The 15,656-nt window shown below is 64.7% G+C and carries 15 protein-coding genes; 11 read left to right on the forward strand and 4 right to left on the reverse strand.

All coding sequences use genetic code 11. From position 1 onward, the window contains the following. Positions 1 to 11 precede the first annotated feature (11 nt). Positions 12 to 533: a hypothetical protein gene (locus J7392_RS13220; protein WP_209217975.1), complete on the forward strand. Its 522-nt coding sequence runs from the start codon at positions 12 to 14 to the stop codon at positions 531 to 533. Between the two features lie 3 nt (positions 534 to 536). Here the strand turns inward: J7392_RS13220 and J7392_RS13225 are convergent, their stop codons facing one another. Genes J7392_RS13225 through glmU form a run of 3 tightly spaced genes read right to left on the reverse strand, consistent with a single transcriptional unit; the run spans position 537 to position 4,407 of the window. Next, on the reverse strand, positions 537 to 1,235 hold the full coding sequence (locus tag J7392_RS13225; protein WP_209217977.1) for a DNA alkylation repair protein: 699 nt from the start codon (positions 1,233 to 1,235) through the stop codon (positions 537 to 539). Next, a complete protein-coding gene (gene glmS / locus J7392_RS13230; RefSeq protein WP_209217979.1) occupies positions 1,232 to 3,052 on the reverse strand; it encodes a glutamine--fructose-6-phosphate transaminase (isomerizing) in 1,821 nt (606 codons plus the stop codon). The genes J7392_RS13225 and glmS overlap by 4 nt, the downstream gene beginning before the upstream one ends. A gap of 2 nt (positions 3,053 to 3,054) precedes the next feature. Then, entirely contained in the window at positions 3,055 to 4,407 is a 1,353-nt protein-coding gene (gene glmU, locus J7392_RS13235; RefSeq protein WP_209217981.1) for a bifunctional UDP-N-acetylglucosamine diphosphorylase/glucosamine-1-phosphate N-acetyltransferase GlmU, read from the reverse strand. Between the two features lie 138 nt (positions 4,408 to 4,545). Between glmU and J7392_RS13240 the strand changes: the two genes are divergently transcribed. Both J7392_RS13240 and J7392_RS13245 read left to right on the forward strand, forming a co-directional pair. Further along, positions 4,546 to 5,220: an HAD-IIIA family hydrolase gene (locus J7392_RS13240; RefSeq protein ID WP_209217983.1), complete on the forward strand. Its 675-nt coding sequence runs from the start codon at positions 4,546 to 4,548 to the stop codon at positions 5,218 to 5,220. Further along, on the forward strand, positions 5,220 to 6,413 hold the full coding sequence (locus J7392_RS13245; protein WP_209217985.1) for a DegT/DnrJ/EryC1/StrS family aminotransferase: 1,194 nt from the start codon (positions 5,220 to 5,222) through the stop codon (positions 6,411 to 6,413). The genes J7392_RS13240 and J7392_RS13245 overlap by 1 nt, the downstream gene beginning before the upstream one ends. Before the next feature lie 2 nt (positions 6,414 to 6,415). Here the strand turns inward: J7392_RS13245 and J7392_RS13250 are convergent, their stop codons facing one another. Continuing rightward, positions 6,416 to 6,892, reverse strand: a complete 477-nt coding sequence (locus J7392_RS13250) for a pyridoxamine 5'-phosphate oxidase family protein (protein WP_209217986.1) — start codon at positions 6,890 to 6,892, stop codon at positions 6,416 to 6,418. A gap of 144 nt (positions 6,893 to 7,036) precedes the next feature. On the opposite strand from J7392_RS13250, the gene J7392_RS13255 reads away from it, so the two are divergent. From J7392_RS13255 to J7392_RS13290, 8 genes are all read left to right on the forward strand, one after another. Beyond that, entirely contained in the window at positions 7,037 to 8,197 is a 1,161-nt protein-coding gene (locus J7392_RS13255; RefSeq protein WP_209217988.1) for an isovaleryl-CoA dehydrogenase, read from the forward strand. Beyond that, positions 8,197 to 8,682: a lysozyme inhibitor LprI family protein gene (locus J7392_RS13260; protein ID WP_209217990.1), complete on the forward strand. Its 486-nt coding sequence runs from the start codon at positions 8,197 to 8,199 to the stop codon at positions 8,680 to 8,682. The genes J7392_RS13255 and J7392_RS13260 overlap by 1 nt, the downstream gene beginning before the upstream one ends. 42 nt (positions 8,683 to 8,724) lie before the next feature. Beyond that, positions 8,725 to 9,126: a DUF1622 domain-containing protein gene (locus J7392_RS13265; protein WP_209217992.1), complete on the forward strand. Its 402-nt coding sequence runs from the start codon at positions 8,725 to 8,727 to the stop codon at positions 9,124 to 9,126. Beyond that, positions 9,119 to 9,835, forward strand: coding sequence for a flavodoxin family protein (locus J7392_RS13270; protein ID WP_209217994.1), 717 nt, complete (start codon positions 9,119 to 9,121; stop codon positions 9,833 to 9,835). Before J7392_RS13265 ends, J7392_RS13270 begins: the two co-directional genes overlap by 8 nt. Position 9,836: 1 nt before the next feature. Continuing rightward, entirely contained in the window at positions 9,837 to 11,342 is a 1,506-nt protein-coding gene (locus J7392_RS13275) for an AMP-binding protein (protein WP_209217995.1), read from the forward strand. Then, entirely contained in the window at positions 11,339 to 12,943 is a 1,605-nt protein-coding gene (locus J7392_RS13280) for a carboxyl transferase domain-containing protein (protein ID WP_209217996.1), read from the forward strand. Before J7392_RS13275 ends, J7392_RS13280 begins: the two co-directional genes overlap by 4 nt. 78 nt (positions 12,944 to 13,021) lie before the next feature. Beyond that, positions 13,022 to 14,962, forward strand: coding sequence for an acetyl/propionyl/methylcrotonyl-CoA carboxylase subunit alpha (locus J7392_RS13285; RefSeq protein ID WP_209217998.1), 1,941 nt, complete (start codon positions 13,022 to 13,024; stop codon positions 14,960 to 14,962). Continuing rightward, the gene (locus J7392_RS13290) at positions 14,959 to 15,627 is read left to right on the forward strand and encodes a glutathione S-transferase family protein (protein WP_209218000.1); all 669 of its coding nucleotides are present in this window, start codon (positions 14,959 to 14,961) and stop codon (positions 15,625 to 15,627) included. The genes J7392_RS13285 and J7392_RS13290 overlap by 4 nt, the downstream gene beginning before the upstream one ends. Positions 15,628 to 15,656 lie beyond the last annotated feature (29 nt).

The following is a 15,656-nucleotide window of genomic DNA, read 5'->3' on the forward strand; positions in this document are numbered from 1 at the left end:
AGGCTGCGCGGATGACACGTATAATCTTACCGCTTTTTATCGCCGCCGCCACCGCCGGTTGCAGCAACCTGACGGAACGCCTCGGGATGGATGCCAGCCAGTCTGAGCCTGCACCCGTATCGGTCGAAGCCACGGCTGAGGTCGCAACGCCGAGCGGACCGGCCCCTGCAGCGCCGCCCGCCGCCTCTCCGATCGCCACCGCGGGCAGCAGCGCTGAGGCGCTGGATACCACCACGGCGGCAGAGCGCGAAGCGGCCACCCGCGCGCCCGCCAGTGCCGGTGCCGCCTTGGGGTCGACCGTGGTCAGCTTGGGCAGCGCGACGGAGCCGGGGCTGTGGTTGAAAACGCCTCTGGTCGACGCGGAACAGCCGGGGCGGGTGACCAACCCCGCGACGGGCAAATCCGCCGCCGTGACGCTGATCCCGCTGGAGGGGCCCGCAACCGCAGGCAGCCGCATGTCGCTGCCTGCCTCGCGTTTGATCGGGGCGTCGCTGGCCGACCTCACAACGGTCGAGGTCTCGACCGAAGGTTAAGGGTCAGCCTGCGCCTTCTGCCTTTTTCAGCAGGCGCAGGGCTTCTTTCACCGCAAAAGGTTTCATTGCCTCCCCATGGGCGGCGATGAAGGCGCGGGTGCGGTCAGCGTCGTGTTTTGACAGGTCGCGCAGCCACCAGCCGATGGATTTTTGAATGAACCAGCGGTGATCCGGCACCATCGTCGCAGCCCAGCCGAGGATGCGGTCGCGCGCGGCCAGTTCCTCAGGCTTAGGATTGTTCTGCTTGGTCCATGGCAGGGTAGAGACGAGTGCCGCGCGCCGCGTCCAAAGGTGATCCGAGGCGACCCAATCTTCCACCTCGTCCAAACGGGTGGGGTCGGCCACCAAACGTTTCTGCGCCGCCATGCTGGCATGATCGGCAATCGCCCAACTGTCGAAATCCGCGGTCCAGCTTGCGATCAACGCCCAAGCGGTCTGATCATCGGGGCGCAGCCGCGCTTGGGTCAGCAATTTGGCCGCCGCCACACGCGCCTCGAAAATGTCGGACTGCCAGAGCCCACCGGCGAGGGCGACACGGCCTTCGACATCCAGCGCCGCGCGCCAGCTTTGCGCAAGCGTTGCGATTTGCGGGTTGGTCAGGCCGAGATAGCGCCGATCGGCCTTGTGATAGGCGCGCATCTCTTCCGCGCGGGCCGGGTTGGCCTGCGCTTCGAGCTCTTCCAATGCGGTTTCGGGTGTCATTCCACCGTCACCGATTTCGCCAGATTGCGCGGCTGGTCCACATCCGTGCCTTTCGCCACGGCGGTGTGATAGGCCAGCAACTGCGCCGGAACCGCATAGAGGATCGGCGCCAGCGCATCTGGCACCGGGGGCATCTCGATGCTGAACCAGACGCCGTCATTGGCCTCGGCCTGACCTTTGGCATCGGAGATCAGGATCACCTTGCCCTTGCGCGCCATGACCTCTTGCATGTTGCTGACGGTCTTGTCGAAGAGCGCGTCGCGCGGGGCCATGACGACCACCGGCACATGCTCATCCACCAGCGCGATGGGGCCGTGTTTCAACTCACCCGATGCATAAGCTTCGGCGTGGATGTAGCTGATTTCTTTCAGTTTCAACGCGCCTTCAAGGGCAAGGGGGTACATCTGGCCCCGGCCAAGGAACAGCACGTCGCGGGCATGGGAAAGCTTGAGCGCGGCCTCCTGCATCGCGTCGTTTTGTTCAAGTGCGGTGCTGATGATCGCGGGCAGCCCGCGCAGGGCTGAGATGTGATCGGCGAAGGTGTCTGCGCTGATCACCTCGCGGTCCCGCGCGGCTTTGAGCACCAGCGCGAAGAGGACGACCAACTGGCAGGTGAAAGCCTTGGTTGAGGCCACGCCGACTTCGACACCGGCGTGGATCGGCAGCGCCAGATCGCTTTCGCGGGCGATGGAGCTTTCGGGCACGTTGACGACCGACAGGATGCGCGCGGCCTTGCCCTCGCAATAGCGCAGGGCGGCGAGCGTGTCGGCAGTCTCACCCGATTGGCTGACGAAGACCGCCAGCGTGCGGGGCGGGATCGGCGGTTCGCGGTAGCGGAATTCCGAGGCAACATCGATCTCGACCGGCAGGCGAGCGATCTGCTCGAACCAGTATTTCGCGGTGAAGCAGGCATAGGAGGCCGTGCCGCAGGCCACCATGAGGATCCGGTCAAACTGCGTGAAATCAATGTCCTGCGCGCTGATGTTGATCTCACCCTCGGGGGTGAGGTAGTGGCCGATGGCCGCGCCGATCACGCCGGGCTGCTCGGCGATTTCCTTGGCCATGAAGTGTTTGTGCCCCGCCTTGTCGATGCGGGTATTGTCGATCTGCACGGATTTGATCGCGCGGTTGGCGAGCGCCCCGTTGCGGTCGGTGACCTCAACCGAGGTCCGGGTGATGACTGCACAGTCCCCTTCTTCGAGGTAGGCGATCTGGTGGGTCAGCGGGGCAAGCGCGATGGCGTCACTGCCGACATACATCTCACCTTCGCCATAGCCGATGGCCAAGGGAGAGCCCTTGCGCGCCGCAATCATCAGGTCGTCGTGACCGTCAAAGAGAAAGGCCAGCGCAAAAGCGCCTTCGAGCCGGGCAAGCGTCTGTTTGGCGGCCTCTACCGGGCCTGCGCCCTGCGCCATGTGATGCTGGGTCAGGAGGGCGACGGTCTCGGTATCGGTCTCGGTCACGAATTGCGCGCCATGTTCGGCCAGTTCGGCCCGCAATTCGCGAAAGTTTTCGATGATCCCGTTGTGCACCACGGCAACTGGTCCCGCCTGATGCGGGTGGGCATTGGTGACGCTCGGCGCGCCATGGGTGGCCCAGCGGGTGTGGCCGATGCCCGACTTGCCCGCCAGCGGCTCATGCACCAGCGCGTCCGAGAGGTTTACCAGCTTGCCCAAGGCGCGACGGCGCTCAAGCTTGCCTTCATTCAGGGTCGCGATTCCCGCGCTGTCATAGCCGCGATATTCCAGCCGTTTCAGCGCTTCGACCAAGATCGGCGCGACTTCATGGGTGCCAAGCACCCCAATAATTCCACACATAATTAGCTGCCTCTTTGCAATTTTGCCTTCTTGGCCTTTAAAATTTCGAACATCTTGCGCGCCATGCCGGGTTTCTCAACCTGCGGGGCGCGCGACAGGGCCAGCGCCTCGGGTTCTACGTCCGAAGTGATGACCGAGCCGGAGCCGGTCATCGCACCCTCGCCGATGGTCACCGGGGCCACGAGCATGGTGTTCGACCCGATGAATGCGCCCGCGCCGATGGTGGTGTGATGTTTCATCACCCCGTCATAATTGCAGGTGATCGTGCCCGCGCCGATGTTGCTGCGCGCGCCGACGGTGGCGTCGCCGATATAGCTCAGGTGGTTGACCTTGGCCCCTTCGGCGATCTGCGCGTTCTTAACCTCGACGAAATTGCCGATGCGCACGTCTTCGGCCAGTTCCGCGCCGGGGCGCAACCGGGCGTAGGGGCCGACGACCCCGCCGCGTGAGACATGGCACCCTTCGAGATGCGAGAAGGCGCGGATGGTGCTGCCGGATTCCACGGTGACATTCGGGCCGAAGACGACATTCGGCTCCACCACCGTATCGCGCCCGATGAAAGTGTCGCGCGACAGGAAGACGGTTTCGGGGGCGACCAAGGTCACGCCGTCTTCCATCAACAGATCGCGGGCGCGGGATTGGAACGCGGCCTCGGCCCTCGCCAGATCGGCGCGGGAGTTCACGCCCATGGTCTCGGCCTCGTCGCAGGTAACGACCGTGGCGCTGCGGCCCTCGGCGCGGGCGATGCCTATGATGTCGGTGAGGTAGTATTCTTCCGACGCGTTGTCGTTGCCGACCTTGTCGATCAAATCGAAGAGCAGTTCGGATTTGCAGGCCACCACGCCCGAGTTGCATAGGGTGATGACGCGCTCTTCGGCGGAGGCGTCTTTGAACTCGACGATCCGTTCCAAGGCGTCGCCCTGCATCACCAAACGGCCATAGCGGGCGGGATCGGCGGCCTCGAACCCCAGAACCACCACGTCATGTGTCGCCAGCGCCTCTTGCATCTTCTCAAGCGTCTCGGGCTGGACGAAGGGCGTGTCACCGTAGAGCACCAGCGCCATGCCATCGAACCCGTCCAGCGCCGGGCGAGCCTGTGCCACCGCATGGGCCGTGCCCAACTGCTCGGTCTGTTCGACCACCTGCGCGTCTTCGTCAAAAAGCGTGGCGGCGGCGCGGACCTGATCAGCGCCGTGCCCGGCTACCACGACCGTATGGCGCGGGCCGAGCATGGCGCCCGCGGCCATGGCGTGTTCCAGCATCGGGGCAGAGGCCACGCGGTGCAGCACCTTTGGCAGGTCCGAGTTCATCCGTGTCCCCTTGCCCGCGGCGAGGATGATCAATGCAGTTTCCATGTAAATCTCTTTGTCCTTCAGCTTGCATTCTCTTTACGCGCTTCGCACAAAGGCGCAAGGTTGCGGCCCATCAAACTAGGTTGCGGACTGCAACACGATGCCATTTTGCAAGGCGGGGTTCCGCCCAAGGAGTATCCAGTGAAGACAGTGGTTTTCGATCTCGACGGCACCTTGGCCGATACCTCGGGCGATTTGATCGCCGCTGCCAATGCCTGTTTCCGTGACATGGGCGAGGGCGATGTGCTGGTCCATGCCGAGGATGCGGGCACCGCGCTGCGCGGCGGGCGGGCGATGCTGACCTTGGGGATGCAAAAGCTGGGCCGTGCCGATGATGCGGCGACGATCGACCGCTATTACCCGATGCTCCTCGAAGCCTATGGGCGGGACATCGACACCCATACCATCATGTACCCCGGCGCGATGGAGGCTGTGGCCGCGCTCAAAACCGCGGGCTACCGCGTGGCGGTCTGCACCAACAAACCCGAGGCTTTGGCGGAGTTGCTGCTGACCCGTCTTGGCGTGCGCGATGCATTCGGTGCGATGCTGGGGGCCGATACGCTGGCCGTGCGCAAACCTGACCCGGAACATCTGTTCGAAACCGCCCGCCGCGCCGGGGGCGATCCGGCGCAATGCGTATTGATCGGCGACAGCGACACCGACCGCAAAACCGCCAAAGCCGCAGGGGTTCCTTGCGTGCTGGTGACCTTCGGCCCCTCGGGCGAAGACATGGCCGCGCTGGAGCCCGAAGCGCTGTTGGACGATTTCGCCGACCTGCCGGAGGTCATCGAACGTCTGATCGGCAAAGCCGCCTGATGGCCGAGCGGTTCACCGGCAGTTTCACGCAGCAAGAGCCGATCCCCGAAGATGCGATTGAGGCGGCTGTGGCGGTGATGCGTCACGGACGGTTGCACCGCTATAACACAGCTCCGGGGGAGGTTGCCGAGGTCGCCCTGCTGGAGCAGGAATTCGCCGCGATGACGGGGGCGAAATACTGCCTCGCCGTGGCCTCGGGCGGCTATGCCATGGCCACGGCGCTGCGCGCGGTGGGGGTGAAACCGGGCGACCGGGTGCTGACCAATGCCTTCACGCTCGCCCCGGTGCCGGGGGCAATTGCGTCGCTGGGGGCGGTCCCGGTTTTCGTCGGCGTGACGGAGCAGCTGGTGATCGATCTTGATGACCTCGCCGCCAAGGCGGATCAGGCCGATGTGCTGCTGCTCAGCCATATGCGTGGCCATCTGGTAGACATGAACGCTCTGATAGCGCTTTGCGATGCGCGCGGCATCACGGTGATCGAGGATTGCGCCCATACGATGGGGGCGGCGTGGAACGGCAAGCCATCGGGCACGCAGGGGAAACTGGGGTGTTTTTCCTGCCAGACCTATAAACATGTGAACGCGGGCGAGGGCGGGCTGCTGATCACCGATGATGCCGAGGTCGCGGCGCGGGCGATCATGCTGTCGGGGTCTTACATGCTCTATGACCGCCACGCCGCCGCGCCGGGGCCGGAAGCCTTTGAGACGATCCGCTATGAGACGCCCAATATCTCGGGCCGGATGGACAACCTGCGCGCCGCGGTCCTGCGCCCGCAGTTACGGCGGCTGCCGGAACAGGTGGTCCGCTGGAATGAGCGCTATCGGATTATCGAGGCGGGGCTGCGCGACACGCCGGGGCTCACGGTCATCGACCGGCCCGAGGCAGAGAGCATCGTTGGCTCGTCGATCCAATTCCTGCTGAAGGGCTGGTCGGCGGAGGATGTCGAGGCGGTACTATCGCGCTGCGCCGCCCGCGGGGTGGAGTTGAAATGGTTCGGCAGGGCCGAGCCTATGGGTTTCACCAGCCGCTACGACACGTGGCGCTATGCGCAGGCTGAAAAAATGCCCGCCAGCGATGCGGTGCTGGCGGGGCTGATCGACATGCGCGTGCCGCTGACCTTTTCGCTGGAGGATTGCGCCCTGATCGCGCGGATTATCCGGGCCGAGGTCAGCGCCGTTTTTCAAGGGGACTAGGCTTAGAAGCGGATGGTGCCGTGTTTGCCCATGTCGGGCTTTTGGCCGGTCATCTGCGCCTTGCCGATCTCATAGAGGAACTTGAATCCACCATCGGTCGCCCAAACCTCGGCTTCGGTGAGGTCAAAGCGGATCAATTGCACGTCCGGGTCCTGCTTGCCGTCCTCGAACCATGCGCCCGCGATGGCGTTCCAAATCTTGTCCAACTCGGTCGGATTGGTCACGGCGGAAACATGGCCGTCGATCCGCGCCCAGAGGGATTCGTCTTTGCTGGCGATCAGATATTCGGCGGCGGCGCGTCCTTCGGCGGATTGCGCCAGATCGGTGCCTTTGGCGGTGATGAACCACAGCACGGCCGCGCGATCGTCTTCGTCGATGTAATGGGTCATTGGGATCGCGCGGGCGGTCTTGGTCATCAGCATCCCGGCGCGGGTGTCGTCCAGACGGTCCCAGAACTCTTTTTTCAGATCATCGCTCATTTGCATCTCGCTTTGTTGTAGTGTTCGCTTGGTCGCAGGGCCAACCCGCCGCGGCGCGGGGCGGTTCCATATCGCGCCGCTTGACGCAAAGCGGGCGGGGCGGTAGGTAATGAACAAGCGTTCAATAAATCGGGGGGAGAAGCCGTGTTCAACGCAAGTATGCAGTTTGATCTGGGGGAAGACGTCGCGGCCATGCGGGAGATGGTGCACCGCTGGGCGCAGGAGCGCGTCAAGCCGATGGCCGCCGAGATCGACAGCAAGAACGAATTCCCCGCCGAGCTTTGGCAGGAAATGGGCGAGTTGGGCCTTCTGGGCATGACAGTCGAGGAAGAGTTCGGCGGCTCCGAGCTGGGCTATGTCGCACATACCGTCGCGGTGGAAGAGATCGCCCGAGCCTCGGCCTCGGTCTCGCTGTCTTACGGCGCGCATTCCAATCTTTGCGTGAACCAGATCAAGTTGAACGGCACCCCGGAGCAGAAGGCGCAGTTCCTGCCCAAACTCTGCTCTGGCGAGCATGTCGGCGCGTTGGCCATGTCCGAAGTGGGCGCGGGCAGCGACGTGGTCAGCATGAAGCTGCATGCCGAGAAGCGGAACGATCACTTCCGCCTGAACGGCAACAAGTATTGGATCACCAACGGCCCCGACGCCGAGACGCTGGTGGTCTATGCCAAGACCGACCCCGAGGCGGGCTCCAAGGGCATCACCGCCTTTTTGATCGAGAAGTCGATGAAGGGATTCTCGACCTCCAAGCATTTCGACAAGCTCGGCATGCGCGGCTCGAACACCGCCGAGTTGATCTTCGAAGACTGCGAAGTGCCCTTCGAGAACATCCTCGGCGAAGAGGGCAAGGGCGTGCGTGTGCTGATGTCGGGCCTTGATTACGAGCGGGTCGTGCTGGCGGGCATCGGCCTCGGCATCATGGCCGCCTGTCTGGACGAGATCATGCCCTACATGGCCGCGCGCAAGCAGTTCGGCCAGCGCATCGGGGATTTCCAGCTGATGCAGGGCAAGATGGCGGATATGTACACCGCGATGAACTCGGCCCGCGCCTATGTCTACAGCGTGGCGCAGGCCTGTGATCGGGGCGACGTGACCCGTCAGGACGCGGCGGCCTGCTGTCTCTATGCCTCCGAACAGGCCATGGTGCAGGCGCATCAGGCGGTGCAGGCGATGGGCGGCGCGGGCTATCTGTCCGACAACCCGGTGGGCCGCATCTTCCGCGACGCCAAGCTGATGGAGATTGGCGCCGGCACGTCCGAGATCCGCCGCATGCTGGTGGGCCGCGAGATGATGGGGTCCATGTGATGCGCGCCCTCCTGCTGGCCTGCGCGTTTCTGGCGGGGCCGGTATCCGCGCAGGATATCACCTATTCCGATGCCGCCACGGCGGACTGTCTGGCCGGGGCCGAAGAGTTTGCCGACCAGCGCGCCTGTATCGGCCTTTCGGCCAACCTCTGCATGGAAGGGCCGGGCGGCTATTCGACCGTCGGCATGGGCGGGTGTCTTGATGCCGAGTTGACCTTTTGGGACGGCCTGCTGAACGAGAATTACCGCGCCCGTATGGTGCAGGCGAAATCCGCCGATGAGGAGAATGCCCTCTACCAGCCGCAACTGCCTTCGCAGGCCGAGGCCCTGCGTGACATGCAGCGCGCTTGGATTACCTTCCGCGATGCCGCCTGCGATTATGAACGCAGCCAATGGGGCGGTGGCACAGGCGGCGGGCCTGCAACCTTGGCCTGCCTGATGCAGATGACGGGGGAACAGGCGCTGCGTTTGGGGGCGGCCTATTAACCGCGTCTCGCTGTGTCGGCCAAACAGGACGGAGGGATCAGGATGGAAAACCTGATAGAACTGGAGACAGAAGGCGGTGTCCTGCACCACTTTCTGCCTTGGCTGATCGAGGGTTTCGAGATCCTCGCTGCGGTCATCGACATTGCCGCCATCATTCTGCTGCTGATCGGGGCGGCACGTTTCCTGACCGGGGTGACGATCGCCGAGATCGCCCAGAAGGGGCCGGAGCGCGTGCGCCGCACCAACCGCGAGCGGATCGAACTGGGGCGCTACATCCTTGCCGGGCTGGAGCTTTTCATCGTCTCGGATGTGATACACACCGCGATCAGCCTGCGTTTTGCGGACCTGCTCTTCCTGCTGATGCTGGTCATCATCCGCTCCATCACCTCCTACTTCCTTGACCGGGAACTGGAGCAACTGAAGAAGGAACTTGGCCGTGACTGACTATTCCGATCTCAAGGCGCTCTACGTCAACTGCTCGCTCAAGAAGACCCCGGGCGACAGCCACACCCAGCTTCTGATGAACGCCAGCGCCGGCATCATGGAGGCGCAGGGCGTGGGGGTGGAGCATCTCTACCTGCTGGACCACCAAGTGCCGCCGGGCGTCTATCCGGACATGACCGAACACGGCTGGGACCGCGACGACTGGCCCGCGATCTGGGAGAAGGTGCTGGCCGCCGACATTCTGATCATCGGCACGCCTTTGTGGCTGGGCGAGGAGAGCAGTGTCTGCCGCGTGCTGATCGAGCGGCTCTATGCCATGAGCGGTGAGCTCAACGATAAGGGCCAGTCGGTCTTCTACGGCAAGGTCGGCGGCACCGTGGTGACGGGCAATGAGGACGGCATCAAACATGTCGCCATGACCACCGGTTTCGCGATGAACCACCTTGGCTACACGATCCCGCCGCAGGCCGATTGTGGCTGGATCGGCGAGGCCGGGCCGGGGCCGTCTTACGGCGATGAGGTGGACGGCAAGCGCGCGGGTTTCGACAACGAGTTCACGCAGCGCAACACCACCATCATGACATGGAACGCCTTGCATCTGGCGCGGATGCTGAAACACGCGGGCGGCTACCCGCGCGAGGGCAACGACCGCAACGCCTGGGACGCGGGCGCGCGGTTCGATTTCGAAAATCCGGAGTACCGAAGCTGATATGAAGAACGAAGGCGACTGGCCCATCTGGCAGGGCAACATGGCGGCGCAATGCCTCGCCCAGCCCGACGATGCACTGGCGATCATCGACCTCACCGGTCCCGCGCGGCGCGATGTGACCACCGGGGATTTGCACGCAATGGCCGACGGTCTGGCCCGTGCGATGAAAAGCCAAGTCGCGCGCGGCGACCGGGTGGGCGTGCTGCTCAGCCAGTCGCCGTGGTGTGCAGCGGCGCATCTGGCGATCTGGAAGATCGGCGCGATCTCGGTGCCGCTGTTCAAACTGTTCAAACGGGACGCGCTGGCCAGCCGGGTGGGCGACGCCGGCTGCGAAATCGTGCTGACCGATGCGGAAGGGGCGGAACTGCTCGGCGATCTGGCCACCCCGTGGATCGCGGCGGAGGCGGGCGTGGCGGGCGAGGCGGTGGATTTCGCCGAGGTCGGCCCCGAAGATCCCGCCGTGCTGATCTACACCTCCGGCACCACCGGCACGCCGAAAGGCGCGTTGCACGGGCACCGGGTGCTCTCGGGCCATCTGCCGGGCGTGTCGGTGAGCCATGACCATCTGGGGCAGGCGGGCGATTGCCTTTGGACCCCGGCGGATTGGGCCTGGATCGGCGGGCTTTTCGACGTGGCGATGCCCGCGCTGGCGCTCGGCGTGCCGGTGGTGGCGACGCGGATGCCCAAGTTCACCGTCGAGGGCTGCGCCGAGGTGATCGCGAAAGGCGAGGTGCGCAATGTGTTCTTCCCGCCGACCGCGTTGCGGATGCTGAAAGCGGCGGATGTCGCGCTGCCGGGTCTGCGCTCGGTCGCCAGCGGCGGTGAGCCTCTGGGCGCCGAGATGCTAGCCTGGGGCCGCGAGGCTTTCGGGCTTGAGATCAACGAGTTCTACGGCCAGACCGAATGCAACATGGTCGCCTCGAGCTGTGGCGTCGATTTCCCCGCGCAGCCGGGCTGCATCGGCAAGCCGGTGCCGGGGTTCGAACTGGCTGTGCTGGACGAAAACGGTGAGCCCACCGATGCGGAGGGCGACGTAGCGGTGCGCAAAGGCGCGCCTTCGATGATGCTGCGCTACTGGAACCGGCCCGAAGAGACGGCGGCGAAGTTCCACGGCGACTGGCTGCTGACCGGCGACCGCGGCATCTGGGAGGGCGACTACCTGCGTTTCGTGGGGCGGGAGGACGACGTGATTACCTCCGCCGGCTACCGCATTGGCCCGGCAGAGATCGAGGATTGCCTGCTTACGCACGCGGCCGTGGCGACCTGCGGCGTGGTCGGCAAGCCCGATGCGCTGCGCACCGAGATCGTGAAGGCCTACGTGGTGCTGAAACCGGGTGCGGAGGTCGAAGCAAAGGAACTGCAGGACTGGGTGAAGGAACGGCTCGCCAGCTATTCCTACCCGCGCGAGATCGCATTCGTGGATAACCTGCCGATGACCGTCACTGGCAAGGTGATCCGCAAGGAGTTGAAGCGTCTGGCGGCGCGAGAAAATGAGGACGTAACATGAAACTGACATCCCAAGCCCTGCCATCCTCGGATGCCTACAAGGCCAACGAGATGGCGCATCTCAAAGCCCTGAGCGAGGTCCGCGAGGCCGCCGAAGCTGCCGCCCTCGGTGGCGGCGAAAAGAGCCGCGCCCGGCATGAAAGCCGCGGCAAGATGCTGCCGCGTGAGCGGGTGGCGAACCTTCTGGACCCCGGCAGCCCGTTTCTGGAGATCGGCGCGACGGCGGCGCATGGCCTTTACGGCGGGGCGGCGCCCTGCGCGGGGGTGATCGCGGGCATCGGGCGGGTGCAGGGGCACGAAGTCATGGTGGTCTGCAACGACGCCACCGTGAAAGGCGGCACCTACTACCCGATGACGGTGAAGAAACACCTCCGCGCGCAGGAGATCGCCGAGGCAAACCATCTGCCCTGCATCTATCTGGTGGACTCTGGCGGTGCGAACCTGCCCAACCAGGACGAGGTTTTCCCTGACCGCGACCATTTCGGCGCGATCTTCTACAACCAGGCGCGGATGAGCGCCAAGGGCATCGCGCAGATCGCCGTGGTCATGGGCTCCTGCACCGCGGGCGGCGCCTATGTGCCCGCGATGTCGGACGTCACCATCATCGTGAAGGAACAGGGCACGATCTTCCTCGCCGGCCCGCCGCTGGTGAAGGCGGCGACGGGTGAGGTGGTCAGCGCCGAAGACCTCGGCGGTGGCGATGTGCACACCCGTCTGTCGGGCGTGGCCGATTACCTCGCCGAGGACGACGCCCATGCGCTGGCACTGGCGCGCCGTGCGGTGGGGCAGCTCAACAAGACCAAGCCCACCACGGTGGACTGGGCAAGCCCCGAAGAGCCGGCCTATGACCCCGCCGAGATGCTGGGCGTGGTGCCCGCCGACCTGCGCACGCCCTATGACATCCGCGAGGTCATCATGCGGCTGGTGGATGGCAGCCGCTTCGACGAGTTCAAGGCGCGCTTCGGCGAGACGCTGGTCTGCGGTTTCGCCCATGTCAAAGGCTGCCCGATCGGCATCATCGCCAACAACGGCGTGCTATTTTCCGAAGCCGCCCAGAAAGGCGCGCATTTCGTGGAGCTTTGCAGTCAGCGTAACATCCCGCTGGTCTTTTTGCAGAACATCACCGGCTTCATGGTCGGCCGCAAATACGAGAACGAGGGCATCGCGCGCCACGGCGCCAAGATGGTGACGGCGGTGGCCACAACCAATGTGCCCAAGATCACCATGCTGGTGGGCGGCTCGTTTGGCGCGGGCAACTACGGCATGTCGGGCCGGGCCTATAGGCCGCGGTTCCTCTGGTCATGGCCCAACAGCCGCATTTCCGTCATGGGCGGCGCGCAGGCGGCGGGGGTTCTGGCCACCGTCAAGCGCGACGCCATGGAACGCGCGGGCGAGACTTGGACCGAGGAAGAAGAGACCGCCTTCAAGCAGCCGACGATCGACATGTTCGAGGAACAGAGCCACCCGCTCTATGCCTCGGCACGCCTGTGGGATGACGGGATCATCGATCCGCGCAAGAGCCGTGACGTGCTCTACCTGAGCCTCTCGGCCAGCCTGAACGCGCCGATCGAGCCGACGAAATTTGGATTGTTCCGGATGTGATCGACGCGCGGCTCCGGGGGGGCACCCCCCGGAACGCGCGCCATATTTGGAGCCAGAAAGAGATGAAAAGGGTAGGGCATGTTTGACACGATCCTGATTGCGAACCGGGGTGAGATTGCTTGCCGGGTGATGGAAACGGCGCAAGCCATGGGGGTGCGCTGCGTGGCAGTGTATTCCGACGCCGATGCGGGCGCGAAACATGTCGCCATGGCGGATGCCGCGGTGCACATCGGCGGCTCGGCACCGGCCGAGAGTTATCTGAAAGGCGATGTGATCATCCAAGCCGCGCGCGATACCGGCGCGCAGGCGATCCATCCGGGCTACGGGTTTCTCAGCGAGAACCCCGATTTCGTGGAGGCGGTCGAAGCCGCGGGGCTGACCTTCATCGGGCCTTCGGCCAAGGCCATCCGCGCCATGGGCCTCAAGGACGCCGCCAAGGCGCTGATGGTCGAGGCGGGCGTGCCCGTCGTGCCGGGCTATCACGGGGCGGATCAGGACGATGCGCTTTTGGCTAAGGAAGCCGACAAGATCGGCTATCCGGTGTTGATCAAGGCCGTCGCGGGCGGCGGTGGCAAAGGCATGCGACTGGTCGAGGAGCCCAAGGGCTTTCAGGCGGCGCTCGACTCGGCACGCTCGGAGGCCAAGACCGCCTTTGGCAACCCGGATGTATTGGTCGAGAAGTTCGTCACCAAGCCGCGCCATATCGAGGTGCAGGTCTTTGGCGACGGCACCCATGCGGTGCATCTGTTCGAACGGGACTGCTCGCTGCAGCGCCGCCACCAGAAGGTGATCGAGGAGGCGCCTGCGCCAGGCATGACAGAAGATATGCGCGCGGCCATGGGCCAAGCGGCGGTGCGCGCAGCCGAAGCGATCGGCTATGCCGGGGCAGGGACAGTGGAATTCATCGTCGACGGGTCAGATGGGCTGTCGACCGACGGGTTCTTCTTTATGGAAATGAACACCCGCCTGCAGGTGGAACATCCCGTTACCGAACTGGTTACCGGCGCCGATCTGGTGGAATGGCAGCTGCGGGTGGCGGCCGGAGAGGCGCTGCCGAAGGCGCAGGAAGACCTCAACATCGACGGCCATGCCTTCGAGGCGCGGCTCTATGCCGAGGATGTGCCGAAGGGGTTTCTGCCCGCAACCGGCACGCTGACGCATCTGTCCTTCACGCCCCAGACCCGCGCGGACAGCGGCGTGCGGGCGGGCGACACGATCAGCCCCTTTTATGACCCGATGATCGCCAAGGTCATCGTGCACGGGCCTACACGCGACGTGGCACTGTCGCGCCTGCGCGCGGCGCTCAAGGGCTGCGAGGTGGGCGGCACGGTCACCAACCTCGCCTTCCTCGGCGCACTGGCGGGGCATGAGGGCTTTGCCAAGGGCGATGTCGACACCGGGCTGATTGCGCGAGATATCGACGCGCTGACTGCGCAGCCAGAGGTGCCGGGGCGGCATTTCGCGCTGGCGGGGATGGCGGCGCTTGGGTTGGATCAGCCGCAACCGGAGGCCGGGTTCAACCTCTGGCGACCTCTGCGGCGGCAGGTGATGCTGGGCCGTGACGGCGAAGAGCATTTGCTGAAGGTGCGGGTGCTGTCCGAGGACATGCAGCTTTGGACCGTGGCCGATCACGAGCTGCGCGCCGAGCGGATTGGCGGACGCTGGAAGATCGACGGCCATGTCGCGCCGGCGGTCTCGGTTGCTGGCGACGTGGTCACGGTCTTTGACGCCTATGGTATCGCTTTTGATGTGATCGATCCGCTGGCGCGGGCCGCCGCAGCCCATGGCGATGGCAACATCGTTGAGGCCCCGATGCCCGGTCTGGTCCGCGCCATCGACGCCGAGGTTGGCCAAAGCGTTGCCAAAGGCGACCGTCTGGCGGTGCTAGAGGCGATGAAGATGGAGCATTCGTTGCTCGCCGCACGCGACGGCGTGGTGGCTGAGGTGCTGGCACAGCCCGGTGATCAGGTCGAAGCCGGTGCCGCGTTGGTGCGGCTGGAAGCCGAGGAAGACGCATGATTACGCTGCACCACTGCCCCCAGACCCGCTCAATGCGCACACTCTGGCTGCTGCACGAACTCGACGACGTGGAGTTTCAGGTCAAGGTTCATGCCTTTGACCGCAGTTTGCGCGACCCGGAATATCTAATCCTCTCGCCCGCGGGGCGGGTTCCGGCGCTGGAAATCGACGGCGAGCGCATGTTCGAGACTGGCGCGATCACGCAGTACCTCTGCGAACGCTACAGCCCCGACCGCATGGGCCGTTCTGTCGGCAGCCCGGACCGGATGGCTTGGCTGGTCTGGGTGCATTTTGCGGAAACCGTCAGCCAGCACACTGCGGCGCTAACCCAGCAGCACATCGCCCTGCGCGACGATTCCATGCGCAGCCCCATCGTGATGAAGCTCGAAGCCGCGCGGATCGGCAAATGCTATGATGCGCTGGAGGCGCGGCTCTCGACGCCGCTGGAAAACCGCGACTACCTGCTGACCTCCGGCTTTTCGGCTGCCGACATCTCGGTCGGGCAGGCGGTCTACATGGCGCGGCATTTCGTGAAATTGGATGACCACCCCTCGGTCGCGGCGTGGTATGAACGGATCACGGAGCGCGAGAGCTTCGCGCAGGCGCTGCCCGAGGGGGCGAAGCTCTACGAGAAGGATTTCTACGCGCCATGGCCGGTCGAATGACCATGGCCCACACAGGGAAGGAGTGCGGC

The organism is Sulfitobacter sp. R18_1, from assembly GCF_017743915.1.
Taxonomy (GTDB): domain Bacteria; phylum Pseudomonadota; class Alphaproteobacteria; order Rhodobacterales; family Rhodobacteraceae; genus Sulfitobacter; species Sulfitobacter faviae.

What these genes read in the sequence shown, in the direction of transcription:
- J7392_RS13220 (WP_209217975.1), top strand. Translation starts at nt 12, where the DNA reads ATGACACGTATAATCTTACCGCTTTTTATCGCCGCCGCCACCGCCGGT.
- J7392_RS13225 (WP_209217977.1), bottom strand. Translation starts at nt 1,235, where the DNA reads ATGACACCCGAAACCGCATTGGAAGAGCTCGAAGCGCAGGCCAACCCG.
- glmS (WP_209217979.1), bottom strand. Translation starts at nt 3,052, where the DNA reads ATGTGTGGAATTATTGGGGTGCTTGGCACCCATGAAGTCGCGCCGATC.
- glmU (WP_209217981.1), bottom strand. Translation starts at nt 4,407, where the DNA reads ATGGAAACTGCATTGATCATCCTCGCCGCGGGCAAGGGGACACGGATG.
- J7392_RS13245 (WP_209217985.1), top strand. Translation starts at nt 5,220, where the DNA reads ATGGCCGAGCGGTTCACCGGCAGTTTCACGCAGCAAGAGCCGATCCCC.
- J7392_RS13250 (WP_209217986.1), bottom strand. Translation starts at nt 6,892, where the DNA reads ATGAGCGATGATCTGAAAAAAGAGTTCTGGGACCGTCTGGACGACACC.
- J7392_RS13260 (WP_209217990.1), top strand. Translation starts at nt 8,197, where the DNA reads ATGCGCGCCCTCCTGCTGGCCTGCGCGTTTCTGGCGGGGCCGGTATCC.
- J7392_RS13265 (WP_209217992.1), top strand. Translation starts at nt 8,725, where the DNA reads ATGGAAAACCTGATAGAACTGGAGACAGAAGGCGGTGTCCTGCACCAC.
- J7392_RS13275 (WP_209217995.1), top strand. Translation starts at nt 9,837, where the DNA reads ATGAAGAACGAAGGCGACTGGCCCATCTGGCAGGGCAACATGGCGGCG.
- J7392_RS13280 (WP_209217996.1), top strand. Translation starts at nt 11,339, where the DNA reads ATGAAACTGACATCCCAAGCCCTGCCATCCTCGGATGCCTACAAGGCC.
- J7392_RS13285 (WP_209217998.1), top strand. Translation starts at nt 13,022, where the DNA reads ATGTTTGACACGATCCTGATTGCGAACCGGGGTGAGATTGCTTGCCGG.
- J7392_RS13290 (WP_209218000.1), top strand. Translation starts at nt 14,959, where the DNA reads ATGATTACGCTGCACCACTGCCCCCAGACCCGCTCAATGCGCACACTC.